17 protein-coding genes and 1 pseudogene are annotated in these 16,638 nt (G+C 72.0%); 17 read left to right on the forward strand and 1 reads right to left on the reverse strand.

The features are described from left to right. Window positions 1–39 precede the first annotated feature (39 nt). The 6 genes from EFK10_RS32140 to nhaA all read left to right on the forward strand — a co-directional run bounded on the left by EFK10_RS32140 (window position 40) and on the right by nhaA (window position 6,126). The gene (locus EFK10_RS32140; protein ID WP_127359170.1) at window positions 40–1,011 is read left to right on the forward strand and encodes a metal ABC transporter solute-binding protein, Zn/Mn family; all 972 of its coding nucleotides are present in this window, start codon (window positions 40–42) and stop codon (window positions 1,009–1,011) included. Window positions 1,012–1,013: 2 nt separating this feature from the next. Next, window positions 1,014–1,934, forward strand: coding sequence for a metal ABC transporter ATP-binding protein (locus tag EFK10_RS32145; RefSeq protein WP_240677605.1), 921 nt, complete (start codon window positions 1,014–1,016; stop codon window positions 1,932–1,934). Next, on the forward strand, window positions 1,931–2,833 hold the full coding sequence (locus EFK10_RS32150; protein ID WP_240677606.1) for a metal ABC transporter permease: 903 nt from the start codon (window positions 1,931–1,933) through the stop codon (window positions 2,831–2,833). The genes EFK10_RS32145 and EFK10_RS32150 overlap by 4 nt, the downstream gene beginning before the upstream one ends. Next, entirely contained in the window at window positions 2,830–3,702 is an 873-nt protein-coding gene (locus tag EFK10_RS32155) for a metal ABC transporter permease (protein WP_127359171.1), read from the forward strand. The genes EFK10_RS32150 and EFK10_RS32155 overlap by 4 nt, the downstream gene beginning before the upstream one ends. Next, a complete protein-coding gene (locus EFK10_RS32160; RefSeq protein ID WP_127359172.1) occupies window positions 3,699–4,133 on the forward strand; it encodes a Fur family transcriptional regulator in 435 nt (144 codons plus the stop codon). Before EFK10_RS32155 ends, EFK10_RS32160 begins: the two co-directional genes overlap by 4 nt. A gap of 106 nt (window positions 4,134–4,239) precedes the next feature. Then, a complete protein-coding gene (nhaA, locus tag EFK10_RS32165; protein WP_127359173.1) occupies window positions 4,240–6,126 on the forward strand; it encodes a Na+/H+ antiporter NhaA in 1,887 nt (628 codons plus the stop codon). Window positions 6,127–6,136: 10 nt separating this feature from the next. On the opposite strand, the gene EFK10_RS32170 is transcribed toward nhaA, so the two are convergent. After that, window positions 6,137–6,997, reverse strand: a complete 861-nt coding sequence (locus tag EFK10_RS32170) for an NAD(+)/NADH kinase (protein WP_127359174.1) — start codon at window positions 6,995–6,997, stop codon at window positions 6,137–6,139. A 31-nt stretch (window positions 6,998–7,028) separates the two neighbouring features. On the opposite strand from EFK10_RS32170, the gene EFK10_RS32175 reads away from it, so the two are divergent. The 11 genes and pseudogenes from EFK10_RS32175 to EFK10_RS32225 all read left to right on the forward strand — a co-directional run. Continuing rightward, the gene (locus EFK10_RS32175; RefSeq protein ID WP_240677607.1) at window positions 7,029–7,544 is read left to right on the forward strand and encodes a nuclear transport factor 2 family protein; all 516 of its coding nucleotides are present in this window, start codon (window positions 7,029–7,031) and stop codon (window positions 7,542–7,544) included. A gap of 153 nt (window positions 7,545–7,697) precedes the next feature. Further along, on the forward strand, window positions 7,698–8,003 hold the full coding sequence (locus tag EFK10_RS32180) for an MSMEG_0570 family nitrogen starvation response protein (protein ID WP_127359176.1): 306 nt from the start codon (window positions 7,698–7,700) through the stop codon (window positions 8,001–8,003). Next, a complete protein-coding gene (locus EFK10_RS32185) occupies window positions 8,000–9,313 on the forward strand; it encodes an MSMEG_0569 family flavin-dependent oxidoreductase (RefSeq protein ID WP_127359177.1) in 1,314 nt (437 codons plus the stop codon). Before EFK10_RS32180 ends, EFK10_RS32185 begins: the two co-directional genes overlap by 4 nt. Window positions 9,314–9,326: 13 nt before the next feature. Continuing rightward, window positions 9,327–10,142 (forward strand): amidohydrolase family protein, encoded by an 816-nt coding sequence (locus EFK10_RS32190; protein WP_127359178.1) that lies wholly within the window; start codon window positions 9,327–9,329, stop codon window positions 10,140–10,142. Window positions 10,143–10,198: 56 nt separating this feature from the next. Further along, a complete protein-coding gene (locus EFK10_RS32195; RefSeq protein WP_127359179.1) occupies window positions 10,199–10,723 on the forward strand; it encodes an MSMEG_0572/Sll0783 family nitrogen starvation response protein in 525 nt (174 codons plus the stop codon). 10 nt (window positions 10,724–10,733) lie between these two features. Further along, complete coding sequence (locus tag EFK10_RS32200; RefSeq protein ID WP_240677608.1) at window positions 10,734–11,840, forward strand: MSMEG_0568 family radical SAM protein; 1,107 nt, start codon at window positions 10,734–10,736, stop codon at window positions 11,838–11,840. Between the two features lie 5 nt (window positions 11,841–11,845). Then, window positions 11,846–13,414 carry an MSMEG_0567/sll0787 family protein gene (locus tag EFK10_RS32205; protein WP_206305667.1) on the forward strand — a complete coding sequence of 523 codons (1,569 nt, stop codon included), beginning with the start codon at window positions 11,846–11,848 and terminating at the stop codon, window positions 13,412–13,414. Further along, window positions 13,411–14,274, forward strand: coding sequence for a carbon-nitrogen hydrolase family protein (locus tag EFK10_RS32210; protein ID WP_127359180.1), 864 nt, complete (start codon window positions 13,411–13,413; stop codon window positions 14,272–14,274). Before EFK10_RS32205 ends, EFK10_RS32210 begins: the two co-directional genes overlap by 4 nt. Next, entirely contained in the window at window positions 14,271–15,119 is an 849-nt protein-coding gene (locus EFK10_RS32215) for a carbon-nitrogen hydrolase family protein (RefSeq protein WP_127359181.1), read from the forward strand. The genes EFK10_RS32210 and EFK10_RS32215 overlap by 4 nt, the downstream gene beginning before the upstream one ends. Further along, the gene (locus tag EFK10_RS32220; RefSeq protein ID WP_127359182.1) at window positions 15,116–16,288 is read left to right on the forward strand and encodes an MSMEG_0565 family glycosyltransferase; all 1,173 of its coding nucleotides are present in this window, start codon (window positions 15,116–15,118) and stop codon (window positions 16,286–16,288) included. Before EFK10_RS32215 ends, EFK10_RS32220 begins: the two co-directional genes overlap by 4 nt. Before the next feature lie 36 nt (window positions 16,289–16,324). Next, window positions 16,325–16,522: pseudogene (locus EFK10_RS32225) on the forward strand (trypsin-like serine protease); the annotation flags it as partial. Window positions 16,523–16,638: the final 116 nt, after the last annotated feature.

Below are 16,638 nucleotides of genomic sequence, written 5' to 3' on the forward strand. Positions count from 1 at the left end.
GCTGCCGCGGCCCGGTCCCGACTGAGGAGACCCCGAACCATGAGCGCTGCCCCCACCTCCCGCCGCGCCGCGCCCCGGCCGACCCGCTTCGCCTTCTGCGGGGCCGTGGCGGTGGCCGCGCTGACCGCCACCGCCTGCTCCACGTCCTCCTCCACCGGGAGCAGCGCCTCGTCGTCCGGTTCGGGGAGCGGAAAGACCATCCAGGTGGTCGCGGCGGAGAACTTCTGGGGCAGCGTCGCCTCGCAGCTGGGCGGCAGCCATGCGAAGGTCACCAGCATCATCAACAACCCCGACGCGGACCCGCACGACTACGAGCCGACCGCAGCGGACGCCCGCACCGTGGCGGGCGCCCAGTACACGATCGTCAACGGGATCGGCTACGACACCTGGGCCGACAAGCTGCTCGCCGCCAACCCGGCCGACGGCCGTACCGGACTCAATGTCGGCGACGCGGTGGGCATCAAGCCCGGCGGCAACCCCCACCAGTGGTACTCCCCGGACAGCGTCCACCAGGTCATCGATAAGATCACGGCGGACTACAAGAAGATCGACCCGGCCGACGCCGCCGACTTCGACAAGCTGAAGAACACCTTCGAGACCAAGACCCTGGCCCCGTACAACCAGCTGATATCCGGCATCAAGGCGAAGTACGCGGGTACCCCCATCGGTGCCTCCGAGTCGATCGTGACCCCGCTGGCCGACGGGCTGGGCCTGAAGATGCTCACCCCGGCCTCCTTCCTGGGCGCGATCAGCGAGGGCACCGACCCCACGGCCGCCGACAAGGCGGCGATCGACCAGCAGATAGCCGACAAGAAGATCAAGATCTACGTCTACAACAGCCAGAACGCCACCCCTGACGTGCAGGCCCAGGTGAAGGCCGCCGAGGCGAAGGGCATCCCGGTGGCCACCGTCACCGAGACGCTCACCCCGGCCGGCGCCACCTTCCAGGCCTGGCAGGTCCGTCAGCTCCAGGGCATCGAGCAGGCCCTGGCCAAGGCCACCGGGAAGTGACCGTGAAGCCGACAGCACGGGTCCGCGAGGCCTCGCAGCAGACCGACCCCCAGCGGTCCCCGGCGCCCGCGAGGTCCCCCTCCGGAACCGTGGTGTCGCTGCGGGACGCGGCGGTGCGGGTCAGCGGCCGCACCCTGTGGTCGGGGGTCGAACTGGACGTCGGCGCAGGCGAGTTCGTCGCCGTACTCGGGCCGAACGGGGTGGGCAAGTCCACCCTGGTGAAGGTCCTGCTCGGCGTGCTGCCGACCGCCGCCGGCGAGGTGCGGGTCCTCGGCGAGCAGCCCGGGCAGGCAGGGCAGCGGGTCGGATATCTGCCGCAGCGCCGCAGTTTCGACGCCTCCCTGCGCATGCGCGGCACCGACATCGTGCGGCTCGGCTGGGACGGCGACCGCTGGGGAGTGCCGCTGCCGGGGCGGTTCGGAGCGCGTCGCAAGGCCGCGGCGCGCCGGATCGCCGAGGTGATCGAGCTGGTCGGGGCGGCGTCGTACGCGCATCGCCCGATAGGGCAGTGCTCCGGCGGGGAGCAGCAGCGGCTGCTGATCGCCCAGGCTCTCGTACGCCGCCCGGAGCTGCTGCTGCTCGACGAGCCGCTGGACAGCCTCGACCTGCCGAACCAGGCCGCTGTGGCCGCACTGGTCGGCCGGATCTGCCGGGAGGAGGGGGTGACGGTGATCATGGTCGCGCACGATGTGAACCCGATCCTCTCCCGCCTGGACCGTGTGGTGTATCTCGCCGAGGGCGGCGCGGTGTCGGGCGCCCCTGAGGAGGTCATCACCTCCGAGACGCTGTCGCGGCTGTACGGCACGCCGATAGAGGTACTGCGTACCTCCGACGGCAGGCTCGTCGTCGTAGGGCAGCCGGAAGCGCCCGCCATCCACTCCGACCGGCACGCGGCGCCGGGAGCCGGGGAGGGGAAGCCATGATGCTGCTGGCCGACACCTATCCGGCCTGGTCGTGGAACCTGGTGGCCGATCTGCGGCAGATGTGGGCGTTTCCCTTCATGGTCAACGCCTTCCGGGCAGGCACCGTCGTCGCCGTGGCGGCGGGGGTCATGGGCTGGTTCATGGTGCTGCGGCGGCAGAGCTTCGCCGGGCACACCCTGGCGGTCGTCGGCTTCCCCGGCGCGGCCGGCGCCACGCTGATCGGCGTCAGCGCCACCTACGGCTACTTCGCCTTCTGCCTGGCCGCAGCCCTGGTCATCGCCGCCATCCCCCGCGCCGGACGGTCCTCCGGCGGGCAGGAGTCGGCGCTGACCGGCGCCATCCAGGCGTTCCTGCTGGCCTGCGGCTTCCTGTTCACCGCCCTGTACCAGGGGCTGCTCGGCGGCGTCACGTCCCTGCTGTTCGGCAGCTTTCTGGGCATCACGACCGCCCAGGTGTGGGTGCTGGCCGCCGTCGCGGCCGCCGTCCTCGCGACCCTCACCGTGATCGGACGCCCGTTGCTGTTCTCCTCCGTCGACCCCGATGTCGCGGCCGGGCGCGGTGTCCCCGTACGCCTGCTGTCCACGGTGTTCCTCGTCCTGCTGGGCGCGGCGGCCGCCGAGGCGAGCCAGATCACCGGCACCCTGCTGGTGTTCGCCCTGCTGGTGATGCCGGCCGCCACCGCGCAGACGCTCACCGCCCGGCCGTCGCTCAGCCTCGCGCTGTCCGTGCTCATCGCGCTGGCGGTGACCTGGCTGGGCCTGATCGCCGCCTACTATTCGCCCTATCCCATCGGGTTCTACGTGACCACACTGGCGTTCGCCGCCTACGTCCTGGCCCGCCTCGGCCGTGCGGCCGGGCAGGGCCTCCCCCGGCTCGTACCAGTGAGGGGCGCGTCATGACGATCCTGGCCGCGTCCGGATGGACTGCCGCCCTCGGGCACCCGTTCTTCCAGCACGCGCTGCTCGCCGGCACCGCGATCGCCGCTGCGGCGGGCCTGACGGGCTACTTCCTGGTGCTGCGCGCGCAGGTCTTCACCGGTGACGCGCTGAGCCATGTCGCCTTCACCGGGGCGCTGGCGGCGCTGGCCCTCGGCTACGACCTCCGCATCGGCCTGTTCGCCGCCACCATCCTCATCGCCCTGCTGCTCGGCACTCTCGGCAAGCGGGGCCGGGCCGACGATGTGGCGATCGGCAGTGTCTTCTCCTGGATCCTGGGCGTGGGCGTCTTCTTCCTCACCCTCTACACAACCAAGCGCAGCGCGGGCAACGGCGGTGCCGGGGTCAACGTGCTGTTCGGCTCGATCTTCGGCATGTCCGCCGCGCAGGCCCTGACCGCGGCTCTGGTGGCGGCCGGCATCTGCGTCGCGGTGCTCACCATCGCCCGGCCGCTGCTGTTCGCCTCCGTCGACGAGGCGGTGGCGGCCGCCCGCGGTGTCCCCGTACGCCTGCTCGGCTTCGCCTTCCTGACGCTGGTCGGCGCCTGCGCGGCCGAGGCGACCCAGGCCGTCGGGGCGCTGCTGCTGCTCGGCCTGCTCGCCGCCCCTGCGGGGGCCGCCCAGCGGCTCACCGACCGGCCGTTCCGCGCGCTGGCCCTGTCCGCCGGGCTCGCCGTGGCCGCGATGTGGGTCGGGCTCGGTCTCAGCTACGCGGTGCCCAGCATGCCGCCGAGCTTCGGCATCATCGCGGCCGCCACCACCGCCTACGCCGCGACCTTCCTCCCGGGGATCCGGAGGCGTACCGCGACGACCGTGGCGGGTCTGACGGCATGAGAGAGGACCAGGCGGCTCCCCCGCCCGCCGACGTCGAGCTGATCGGCCGCCGGACGCCGCAGCGCAGCACTGTGCTGGGTGCCCTGATCGGCAGCGCCGAGTTCCTCAGTGCCCAGGCCCTGCACCTGCGGCTGCTGGCCGCGGGCGAGCACGTCGGGCTGAGCACCGTGTACCGCACGCTCACCGCCCTCGCCGAGGCCGGCCGCGCCGACGTCGTACGCGACCCGGGCGGCGAGCGGCTCTTCCGCTACCGCCCGAGCCCGCAGCACCGGCACTACCTGCTCTGCCGTGTCTGCGGGACCGGCCTGCCCGTCGACTCCTCCCTCGTCGGGTCCTGGGCCGCCGGGATCTCCGCCTCCTCGGGCTTCGCCGACGTCCAGCACACCGTGGAACTCACCGGCACGTGCCCGGATTGCCTGCGAGAGCAGTGAGGCGGGGGCACCCTCGTCTCACTCCGGCGCGTTCGGCCCCGGCAAGCACTGACGGCACAGCCGCAACGACGAACATGCCTGAGGCCTCGCGAGGCACAATGCCCTCGTGACGGATTCTGCGGCTCCCTCGTCGTTCTTCGGGCGGACTTCCAGCAGTGGCGAGGGCCGGACGCCTCTGAGGGCCTTCCTGAGGACCGAGACCGGCAGTGCGACGGTGCTGCTGGCCGGGACGCTCGCCGCCCTCGCCTGGGCCAACATCGGGCACGCGTCGTACGAGGACTTCTGGAACACGCGGCTCTCGGTCCTGGTCGGGGGCCGGGGGGTGTCGCTGACGCTGCGCGAATGGGTGAACAGCGGGCTGATGACGTTGTTCTTCTTCGTCGTCGGGCTGGAGGCGCGCCGCGAGTTCGACATGGGCGAGCTGCGGGAGCGGCGGCGGGTGACGCTGCCGTTGATCGCGGGCGTGAGCGGCATGCTCGTGCCGATCGCGGTCTTTCTCGCCATCAACGCCGGCCGCTCCTCGGCGCACGGCTGGGGCGCCGCGATGTCGACGGACACCGCCTTCGCGCTCGGCATGCTCGCGCTGCTCGGTTCTCGGTTCCCCAGCCGGCTGCACACCTTCATCCTCACCATCGCCGTCGTCGACGACCTGGTCGCGCTCGGGGTGATCGCGGTCGCCTACAGCGAGCACGTCACCCTGCCCCCGCTGCTGGTGGCGCTCGGGATCTTCGGCGTGATCCTGCTGATCCGCGCGGCCGGTATGCGGTCGGGTCCGGTGTTCGGGGTGCTCGGGGCGGCGGTCTGGGTGGCGTTGCTGAAGTCCGGTGTGGACCCGGTGGTGGTCGGCCTGGCGCTGGGGCTGCTGACGTACGCGTATCCGGCGGCGCGCATCGACCTGGAACGGGCGAGCGGCCTGTTCCGCGCCTTCCGCGAGCAGCCGACGCCCGAGCTGGAGCGGTCGGTGCGCCAGGGGCTGGCGTCGGCGGTGTCGCCCAACGAGCGGCTGCAGCAGCTGTACCACCCCTGGACCAGCTATGTGATCGTGCCGCTGTTCGCCCTCGCGAACGCGGGCATCGCGATCAACGGCGATCTGCTGGGCCGCGCCTTCACCTCGCCGGTGACGCTCGGCATCCTGTGCGCGTACGTGCTGGGCAAGCCGCTCGGCATCATCGGCACCACGTGGCTGACGATTCGCCTCAGCCGCGGCCGACTGGCCCCGCAGGTCGGCTGGGGAGCCGTGGCGGGCGGTGGCACGATCGCCGGGGTCGGCTTCACCGTGTCGCTGCTGATCGCCACCCTCGCCTTCCAGGGCGATCGGCTCGACGAGGCGAAGATCGGCATCCTCAGCGCGGTGGTCTGCTCCTTCGCCGCCACCTGGGCCATCGCCCTGGTCATCGGGGCCCTACCGCCACGCAGCCGCGCACGGGCCCTGGTCGGCACGGCCGAGAGCATCATCGACCTCGCCGCCCCGGTCGACCCGGACCGCGACCATCTGCGCGGGCCCAAGGAGGCGCTGGTGACCGTTGTCGAGTACGGCGACTTCGAGTGCCCCTACTGCGGCCAGGCCGAGCCGGTCGTCCGCGAACTGCTGGCCGACCACGGCGACGTACGTTACGTCTGGCGGCACCTGCCGCTGCCCGATGTCCACCCCCACGCCCAGCTTGCCGCCGAGGCGGCGGAGGCGGCGGGCCAGCAGGGTGCCTACTGGGAGATGCACGATCTGCTCATGGACAACCAGGACGCCCTGGAGATCCGCGACCTGCTGCGTTACGCCGAGCAGCTGAACCTCGACATGGAACGCTTCCGCCGGTGCCTGCACCAGCGCCCAGGGGCCGCCCGGGTCGCCGAAGACGTCGAGTCGGCGGACCTCAGCGGTGTCTCCGGGACTCCCAGCTTCTTCATCAACGGCCGCCGCCACGTGGGTGCGTACGACATCGACGCGCTGACCGCCGCTGTGCGGGCGGCCAAGGTGCGGGCCGCGCTGACGCGCTGACTCAGGCGGTCTACTCGGCCTCCGCCGACCCTGTGATCCGGAGTTTGCGCTGGGTGCGCTGGTAGAAGGTGGTACGCCCCAGGCGTACCACCGTGGCCGCGTCGGGGACCATGGTGACCTCGATGATCTCGCCCGGGCACACCCGGCCCACCAGCCGGCCGTCGGCTTCGACCGCCAGCTCACCGCTGGTGAGGAGCACTTCGAGGGCGAGTTTCTCGCCGCTGGAGAGGAACAGGGAACGGTTGAAGGCCGAGTGCGGCGCGACGGGGGTGACCAGCAGCCCTTCGGCGCTCGGCGAGACGATCGGGCCGCCGGCGGAGAAGCTGTAGGCGGTCGACCCCGTGGGGGTGGCCACGATCACCGCGTCGGCGGCGTAGCTCACGAAGGGGTGCCCCTCGACCCGCAGCCCCACGGCGGCCGAGAGCTGTCCGGGGCTGCGGACCAGCACGATGTCGTTGAGGGCCAGCTCATCCCGGCCGCCGATGGTGGCGCGGACCCCGGACCGGGGCTCCAGAGTGAAGCGATGCCCGTCGATGGCCGACAGCGCTTCCGGTACGTCCGGGATGTCGACCTCGGCGAGGAACCCCAGCCTGCCGACGTTGACCCCCAGGACCGGCGCGCTGCCGCCGGAGGCGAGCCGCATCGCCCGGAGCATCGTTCCGTCCCCGCCCAGGCTCAGGATCAGATCCGCCCGCCGGGAGAGCTCCTCCGGCTCGACGGCCACCGCCGCGGGGTGGATACGCGTCGCCTCACCGGCCAGGCCGAGTACCTGGGCACCCCGGTCCCTGGTCCAGTCCGTGATCGTCTGGATCGTGGAAAAGCAGTCCCTGCGCGGGTGCAACACCACACCGACGGCGCCGATCATTCCCATGCGCCCGCTCCTAGCTCTCCGGCCCCCTCCAGTGAGGCACAGACCCCTCGGCCGGGCAAGCCCCCGTCCTCGTGGCCCTTCCTGGGGGCGCCACCCCCAGGAAGACACGTCCTGCCCCCCTCGCCCGCCCGACGGCTTCTGGGCGGAAGAGAGCGCCTGCCCCGCAGCTCACCGAGGAGACCCCCTGCCCGCCACCGCCGACGTCGAACAGTGGATCAAGCAGTACGAGCACGCCTGGCGCACCAACGACCCCGACGACATCCAGGCCCTTTTCACCTCCGGCGCCGAATACCACGAATGGCCCTACGCGACCTCATGGATCGGACGAAAGGAGATCGTCGAGGGCTGGCTGGGACGCGAACACATGCAGACAGGCGGCTGGACCTTCGATTCGTCGATCCTGACCATCAACGGCGACACCGCCGCCGTCGAAGGGACCGGCGTCTACCAGGAGTACGGGACTTTCGCCAACCTGTGGATCGTCACCTTCGCCGACGACGGCCGCTGCGCCATCTTCCGCATGTGGAACAACGAAGTTGAGAGCTGACCGCCGGAACCAAGGTCAGCACCCCCGAGCGCTGAGAGGATTAGGTAACGTCGCTTTATTCCGGATGACGTCGATCGGTAATTCCCACTGGCTGAAGTAGTACTCACAAGCAGCGTCGAAGTGTCAACCTCGGCGCCTCGCCTGGAGGACTTCATGCCTGAGCTCTATTTCCATGTGCGCTGGCCGGACGGTGCGAGCCTGCGGTGCTATTCACCTTCCACCGTAGTCGCGGACTACTTCACTCCGGGTGCCGTGTACGACGTCACCGACTTCCTGGAGCGCAGTCGCCAGTCGCTCGGCATCGCGAGTGAGCGCGTCCGGGAGAAGTACGGCTTCTCCTGCACCGGCGCGTCGGACCAGCTCGCGGAGATCGAGCGCACCGCCGCCGCGTACGCCGGCCGGCCCGGGGCCACCGTGACCGTGGAAGCCCTGCGGTATGCCGACGGGAGCGAGCGATGAGCCCGGCACGGCTGGCGGGGGCCCACTATCCGGTGGCCGTGGTCGGGGGCGGGCAGGCGGGGCTGTCGGTCAGCTACTGGCTGCGCGAGCGCGGCATCGAGCACATCGTGATCGAGGCTAACCGGGTCGGGAGCGAGTGGCGGGAGCGCCGCTGGGACAGCTTCTGCCTGGTCACGCCCAACTGGCAGTGCAGGTTGCCCGGTTTCCCCTACCAGGGCTCCGATCCGGACGGGTTCATGGTCCGCGACGAGATCGTGCGGTACCTCGAGGACTACGTGGCCTTCTTCCGGCCGCCGCTGGTGGAGGGCGTGTCCGTCACCGGGCTGCGCCGGGCCGCCAGTGGCACCTTCGAACTGAGCACCACCCAAGGGGACTTCACCGCCGAGCAGGTGGTGGTCGCCACCGGCCCGTACCACACGCCCTCCATCCCCCGGATGGCCGAGCGGCTGCCCGCGGGCATCGAGCAGCTCCACTCCTCTCGCTACCGCAACGCGGACCAGCTTCCCGAGGGCGGCGTCCTGGTGGTCGGCACCGGCCAGTCCGGCTGCCAGATCGCCGAGGACCTGCACCTCGCGGGCCGCCAGGTCCATCTGGCCGTCGGCAGCGCCCCGCGCGTGGCCCGCTTCTACCGGGGCCGGGACTGCGTGGCCTGGCTGGACGAGATGGGGCACTACGCCAAGGGCATCGACCAGTTCGACGACGCCGGCGCGGTGCGCATGCGGGTCAACCACTACGTGACCGGGCGCGACGGCGGCCGCGACATCGACCTGCGGGCCTTCGCGCGGGACGGGATGCGGCTGTACGGGCGACTGACCGGCATCGACGGCCCGGGGCTGGAGTTCGCCGACGACCTGAAGGTCAACCTCGACCGGGCCGACATGGTGGCCGAGGGCATCAAGGACGCCATCGACGCGCACATCACCGCGCACGGCATAGCGGCTCCCGAGGAGTCACGGTACGTACCGGTGTGGGAGCCGGACGGTCAGCCGGGCAGCCTCGACCTGGCAGCCGCCGGGATCACCTCCGTCATCTGGTCGACCGGCTTCACCCGCGACCACCGGTGGATCGAGATACCCGCCTTCGACGGCCGCGGCTACCCGATGCACTGGCGCGGCGCCAGCAGCTGTCCCGGCCTGTACTTCCTGGGCCTGCCCTGGCAGTACTCCTGGGGGTCGGGCCGCTTCGAAGCGGTGGGCCGGGACGCGGAGTTCCTCGCCGGCCACATCGACGCCTCGCGCCGCACGGCCGACGTCTGCGGCGCCCTGACCGGCGCACCCAACGAACTCACCGCCGCCCTCCCGATCGGCTGAAGGGGTCAACGACATGGTCTCCGACGCCCACCGCCACATCGGCGTGCTGCCCGCCTACCCCTTCTACGGGGGGCCGCCCGTCCAGCCCGACACCACCGCCCGCGCCACTGTCAAGCAGCTCGTCGCCGACCTCGACGCGGAGGGCACCGAACGCGCCCTGGTGATCCCCAACTACGGCGTCCCGGACCCCGACATCGCCTTCTCCTTCAACGAGCTGGCCGTCGAGGCCGCCCAGGCCGACGACCGGATCCGCGCCGGGCTGTGGGTCTCCCCGCGCCCCGAGGACGAGCACCGCACCGCAGCCGCCCTCGCCCTGGCCGGCGAGGAGGGCGTACGGGCGCTCAAGCTCAGCTTCCTGCTGGGCGGCCGCCCCACCGACCCGGCCTGCCGGCCACAGCTGGACCGGATCTTCGCCGAGGCCGGGCGCCTCGGGCTTGTGGTCCACGTCCACACCTCCCCCGGCGCCGCCTCCGACATCGACGAGGTCGGCCACCTGGTGGAGTGGTACGCCGACCAGGTCCCCGTTCATCTCGTGCACTTCGGCGGCGGGATGAGCGGCCACATCAAGCTCGCCGGCTCCCGGTTCTTCGACTGGATCGAAGACGGCAAGCGCGTCTACACCGACCTCTCCTGGGCCATCGGCTTCGCACCGCGCTGGCTGGCCCAGGAGATCGAGCGCCGCGGTATCGGCCACGACCGCGTGCTCTTCGCCAGTGACCAGCCGTGGGGTGACTTCGCGGGCGAGCACGCCCGGTTGACCGCCGCGGCCGGTGGCGGCGAACTCGGCGAACTCGTCTTCCGGGACACCTTCGCCGCGCTCTACGACTGACTCCCTCCTCCAACCGCCCCCGTCCCACTCGTACACCTCGTCCAAGGAGACTGCCCATGTCCGAAACCACCGTCGAGCTGACCGACGTCGAGCAGAAGTCGCTGACCGAGATCCCCCACCCGTCGCTGCCCGAGGGCTCCAGCATCTACGGCTCGACCAAGGTCTTCCCCGACTACCAGGCCGAGGACGGCGAGACCTACTTCACCCTCGTCCACGGCATCGCCCACGAGTCGTCCGTCAGCTTCGTCGCCGTCCTGCAGGCCACCCGCGCGCTGCGCAAGGGCTTCGAGACCGCCATCTACTTCTACGGCCCCGGCTCGCTCAACTGCCTGGCCACCCGCGGCTTCCCGACCACCGGCAACTCCGCCTTCCCCGGCGAGCACAACATCAACAACCAGCTCAAGACCTTCATCTCCGAGGGCGGCAAGGTCTTCTGCTGCCGCTTCGGCCTGTCCCTGCACGGCGCCCGCGAGGAGGACCTCATCGAGGGCGTGATCCCCACGCACCCGCTGGACGTGCAGGACGCGCTGATCCACTACGCCCGCAAGGGCGCCATCATCAACTCCACCTACCAGCTGTAAGGGGAACGACGTGAGCGTTGGCACCCACTCGACGAGTACGGCGGTGGACGTGCGGATCATGACCCGCGCCGAACTCGCCCTCCACGGCCTGCGGACGGACGCACCCGTACGGCGGCCAGATGGCGCGGGGCCCAGCGACGACGGCCACGTCCTCGTCGACGGTGCCAACGCCGCGCTTCCCCGCAACCCCGACAGTCCCTACTTCGTACGCAACGGCAAGGTCTGGCTCGGCGACGAGGCCGGAACATTCGAGGACACCGGGCTGGCCTACTCCCCCGTACAACGACCGAAGTTCTACGACCTGACGACGGCCGACGGCATCCGCTACGAGGAGATCGCCCGCCTCCACGGCGCCGACGTCCTCGCCACCACCGTCGTCCAGACCTGCATCCGCTACGCCGAGGCCGACCGCTGCCGCTTCTGCACCATCGAGGAGTCGCTGCGCTCCGGCGCGACGGTCGCCGCCAAGACCCCCGCCCAGCTCGCCGAGGTCGCCGAGGCCGCCGTACGGCTCGACGGGGTCAAGCAGATGGTCATGACCACCGGCACCACCACCGGCCCCGACCGGGGCGCCCGCACCCTCGCACGCTCCGTGCGCGCGGTGCTGGCGGCGGTGCCCGGACTGCCCATCCAGGTTCAGTGCGAACCGCCCGGCGACCTGGCCTGGATCCGCGAACTGCACGACGCCGGAGCCACCGCGATCGGCATCCACGTCGAGGCCCTCGACGACCAGGTGCGGCGGCGCTGGATGCCCGGCAAATCCACTGTCCCGATGTCCGAGTACGAGGCCGCCTGGGACGAGGCCGTCCGGGTCTTCGGCCCCAACCGCGTCTCCACGTACCTGCTGGCCGGCCTCGGCGAGGATCCGGACGAGCTGATCGAGGGGGCGGGGAAGCTGATCGCCCGTGGCGTGTACCCGTTCGTCGTCCCCTTCCGCCCCATGAGCGGCACCCTCGCCGCCCGGGACGGAATCGGCACCCCCACCGCGGAGTACCTCCGGTACGTCACCGAAGGCGTCGCCGCGAAGCTGCGCGCCGCGGGCATGCAGGGTGCCGACCAGAACGCCGGCTGCGCGGCTTGCGGGGCGTGCAGTGTGCTGCGCACGGCGGGCGGGTGACGGGCATGCGTAACTTCGGCCCCGATGCGGCTGCGGTGGGTTCTCCCCCCACCCCGCCCCTTCCCGAAACCGGGGGCAAGCCCCCAGCCCCCCTGACGTCCTCCGGGCGTGTCCTCAATCGCCGGACGGGCTCCAAAGAACCCCTCCTGGACCTGGTCGGCCGTCACCCCGACCACGTCGCGCCTGAGGACATCCTGCTTCTGCTCGGCGACCGCAGCACCATCGCCCGGCAGCCCGGCTTCCGGATCGAAGAGGCAACCAGCGCGGAGGCGTTGAGCGGCTACCTGCGGCTGCGGCAGGACATATTCGTCGATGAGCAGGGGCTGTTCGAGGGGCACGACCTGGACGACCGGGACGACGACCCGCGCACCATCGTGTTTGTCGCTCGCGACCGTGACGGCGCCGTCGCGGGCGGGGTGCGGCTGGGGCCGGTCGAGGACGGGCCTGACATCGGGTGGTGGGCCGGGGGGCGGCTTGCGGTCGCGCCGGCCGCACGGCGGCTGGGCGGGGTAGGGGCGGCGCTGGTGCGGGCGGCGTGTGCCCGGGCGGAGGCCGAGGGCGCGTTGCGGTTCGACGCGACGGTGCAGGTGCGGGGCGAGCCGTTGTTCACGCGGCTGGGGTGGCGGCGGGTCCGGGAGGTGACGGTCGCCGGGGCACCGCACGTGCTGATGCGGTGGCCGATCGGCCGGATCGCCGCGCAGGCCTCGGCCACGAAGGCATTGTTGGGCCCGCTGCTGGCGGGGCTGAGCCCCGGCGGCACCGGCTTCGTGGGCGACGACGGCGCGCCTGTGCCGGGCACCGATGTGATCGCCGCGTGCGACGCCATTGTGCCGTCCATGGTCGAGCGGGACCCGGAGTGGGCGGGCTGGTGCTCGGTGCTGGTCAATCTCAACGACCTGGCGGCGATGGGCGCTTCGCCGGTCGGGCTGCTGGACGCGCTCGGCGCGCGGGACGCCTCGCATGCCGCCCGGGTGCTGTCGGGGCTGAGGCGCGCGGCCGAGGCCTACGACGTCCCGGTGCTGGGCGGCCACACCCAGTTCGGGGTGCCGGCCGCGCTGTCGGTGACCGCGCTGGGCCGGACCCGGCATCCCGTGCCGGGCGGCGGCGGACGCCCCGGGCACGCCGTACGCCTCACCGCCGACCTGGGTGGCGGCTGGCGGACCGGATACCGCGGCCGCCAGTGGGATTCGACCACCCATCGCCGTACGGACGAGCTGCGTACGATGCTCGGCGCGGTCGCCGCCGCCCGCCCGGCCGCCGCCAAGGACGTGTCGATGGCCGGGATCGCCGGCACCCTCGGGATGCTCGCGGAGGCCGGCGGCTGCGGCGCCGTACTCGATGTGGCCGCTGTGCCGCGGCCGGAGGGCGCGGCCGTCGGTGACTGGCTCACGTGCTTCCCCGGCTTCGCCATGCTCACCGCCGACGCACCGGGCGCGCCGCCGCCGGCCGCCGGGCCGGCGACCGGCGCGGAGTGCGGGGAGCTGACCGCAGGGCAGGGCGTTGGGCTGCGCTGGCCCGACGGAGAGATCACGGAAGCGGTCGCCGGCACGGTGACCGGAATGGGGATCGCATGAGCACGCTTCGTATGGCGGCTGTGGCCGCCGAGTTCGGCCGCGACCTCGAGGAGGACTTCGCCATCGTGGAGCGGCTGATCAAGGAGGCCGGGGAGCAGGGCGTTCAGCTGCTCGCGCTTCCGGAGGCCTGTCTCGGCGGCTATCTGCTCAGCCTCGACGACGACACCGAACTCGACGCGGGCCCTCCCCCGCTCGCCGTCGACGGCCCCGAGATCGCCCGCCTCGCGGCACTCGCGGGCGGGATGACGGTGGTCGCGGGCTACTGCGAAGCGGACGGCGACTCCCGCTACAACAGCGTGGTGTGCGTGACCGGCGACGGCGTCCTGGGCAATCACCGCAAGGTCCATCAGCCGTTGAGCGAGGACGCGAGCTACGCCTCCGGCGACCAGTTCCACGCCTTCGACACCCCGGTCGGCCGGATCGGCATGATGATCTGTTACGACAAGGCCTTCCCGGAGTCCGCCCGCGCCCTCGCGCTGGACGGGGCCCAGATCGGCGTCTGCGTCTCCGCCTGGCCGGGCGCCAGGACGAGCCCCGCCGCCGACCTCGCCAACGACCGCTGGAAGCGCCGCTTCGACCTGTTCGACCGGGCCCGCGCGCTGGAAAATCAGATGGTGTGGGTGTCCGCGAACCAGGCGGGCACTTTCGGGTCGCTACGCTTCGTCGGCAGCGCCAAGGTCGTCGACCCCGGCGGCGAGATCCTCGCCGACACCGGGGTGACGGCCGGCATCGCCGTCGCCGAACTCGACGTCGCACAGGCCCTGGAGACCGCCCGTCGCTCTATGGGACACCTGCGCGACCGGCGGCCCGAGACCTACGACCTGACCACAGGCCTGTCCACAGGAGCAGTCAAGGCATGAGCACCATCCGGATCGCGGCCGTGGCCGCCCACTTCGGCCGCGACCTGGACTTCTGCCTCGCGAGGATCGGCAAGCTGATCGACGACGCCCGCAAGGAGGGCGCCGGGCTGCTCGTCCTGCCCGATGCCGCCCTCGGCGGCTACCTGGCCGACCTGCGTCACCCGGACCCCGAGGCGCTGCCGCCCGCGCTCAAGCAGGACGATCCGCTGATCCTCCAGATAGCCCGCCTCGCAGGCGAGATGGTCGTCTGCGTCGGCTACTGCGAGGCTGCCACCGACGGCGCGGACCCCGACCGCTACAACGCGGCCGTCTGCGTCAGCGGCGACGGTGTCCTCGGCCGCCACCGCAAGGTGCACCTCCCGGCCGGGGAGGTCGCCGCATACGCCCCCGGCGACCGCTTCGACGCCTTCGACACCCCGGTCGGCCGGATCGGGATGCTCATCGACTACGACAAGACCTTCCCCGAGTCCGCCCGCAGCCTCGCCCTGGACGGCGCCGAGATCCTGGCGTGCCTGTCCGCCTGGCCCACCAGCATCACCAACCGCGCCCCGCGGATGGCCCAGGACCGCCAGGCCAAGCTCTTCGACCTGTACGACCAGGCGCGGGCGGCGGAGAACCAGGTCGTCCTGGCCTCCTCCAACCAGACCGGCGCCATGGGCGGCATGCGCTTCCTCGGCCAGGCCAAGGTCGTCGGTCCCGGCGGTGACATCCTCGCCCGCACCTGGGCCAAGGCCGGCCTCGCCGTCGCCGAGCTCGACGTGCCGACCGAGGTCGACCGCGCCCGCCGCATCCTGCGCCACCTCGGCGAACGCCGGCCCGCCGCCTACCGGGAGACCACGTCGTGAAGATCGCCCTGCTCAGCTACTCCACCAAACCGCGCGGCGGCGTCGTCCACACCCTCGCCCTGGCCGAGGCACTGGCCGCCGCAGGCCAGGACGTGACGGTCTGGTCGCTGGGCCGGGGCGGCGACAGCGGCTTCTTCCGACCGGTCGATGACGCCGTACGGCTGCGGATCGTGCCCTTCCCTGACGGACCGGCCGTGGGGGCACCCCCCCTGGCTTCGCCGGTGGGGGTCCTCCCCCCGGCGAAGCCAGGGGGAGGACCCCCACCCAGCCGCCAGGCTGAAGGAGAAGGCGTCGGGGAACGCATCCTGCGCTCCATCGCCACCCTACGCGAAGCCTTCGCCCCGGCCGCCTCGTCGTACGACATCGTCCACGCCCAGGACTGCATCAGCGCCAACGCCGTGGGCCGCTGCATCCGTACGGTCCACCACCTCGATCACTTCATCACCCCTGAGCTGGCCGCCTGCCACGAGCGGGCCATCGTCGAGCCGTACGCCCACATCTGCGTCTCGCGCTCGGTCGCGGGCGAACTCGCCGACGGCTGGGGGCTGAAGGCCGAGGTGATCCCCAACGGCGTGGCGTACGAACGCTTCGCGACGACGGACCCGGCCGCCCGTGCCAGCTGGCGTGACCGGCTCGGGACGTACGTCCTCACGGTCGGCGGCATCGAGCCCCGCAAGGGCTCCCTGGACCTGCTGGAGGCGTACGCCCTGCTGCGCGACCGGCACCCGGAGTCCGTGCGGCTGGTCATCGCGGGCGGCGAGACCCTCTTCGACTACCGCGACTACCGCGCCAGGTGGGAGGCACGGGCCGCGGAACTCGGCGTCGATCCGGTGGTGCTGGGCGCGGTGCCCGACGATGACCTGCCCGCGCTGGTGGGCGCCGCCGGCGCCTTCGCCTTTCCGTCCCTCAAGGAGGGCTTCGGGCTCGCCGCCATGGAGGCCCTCGCCGCCGGGGTCCCCCTCGTCGTGCGGGACCTGCCCGTCCTGCGCGAGGTCTTCGGCCCCGCCGCCCGCTTCGCCGCGACCCAGCCGGGCCTCGCCGCCGAACTCGGGCGTGCCCTGACCCACGACGACCCCGCCCGTCGGGCGGCCGGCCGTGAACTCGCCGCCCGCCATACCTGGGCCGAGGCTGCCCGGCGCCACATGGACTTCTACCGTTCCCTGAGCTGAGGGGCGCCCAGGCGGGCGGTCCGGGCGGGTCGCGAGCATTCGGAAGGGTCCGTCTCCGGCCTGATCCAGACGAATGTGTGCGCCGAGCCGGGCGACAGCGGCGGCGCCCTCTTCTCCGGTGACACGGCCCTCGGCCTGACCTCGGGCGGCAGCGGCGACTGCAGCAGCGGCGGCGAGACTTTCTTCCAGCCGGTGCAGGCGGCGCTCGACGCGTACGGCGCCTCGATCGGCTGACCCGACCAGCCACCTCGGCCCCGGACACCTCTCCCCATGGGTGGTGTCCGGGGCCTTCGCGCGTCTGCGGACAGGCCGTACCCAGTGCCGCGTCAAGAGCGCGTCAAGGTCACCGG

The sequence above is a fragment of the Streptomyces soli genome (assembly GCF_003999195.1).
Lineage (GTDB): Bacteria > Actinomycetota > Actinomycetes > Streptomycetales > Streptomycetaceae > Actinacidiphila > Actinacidiphila soli.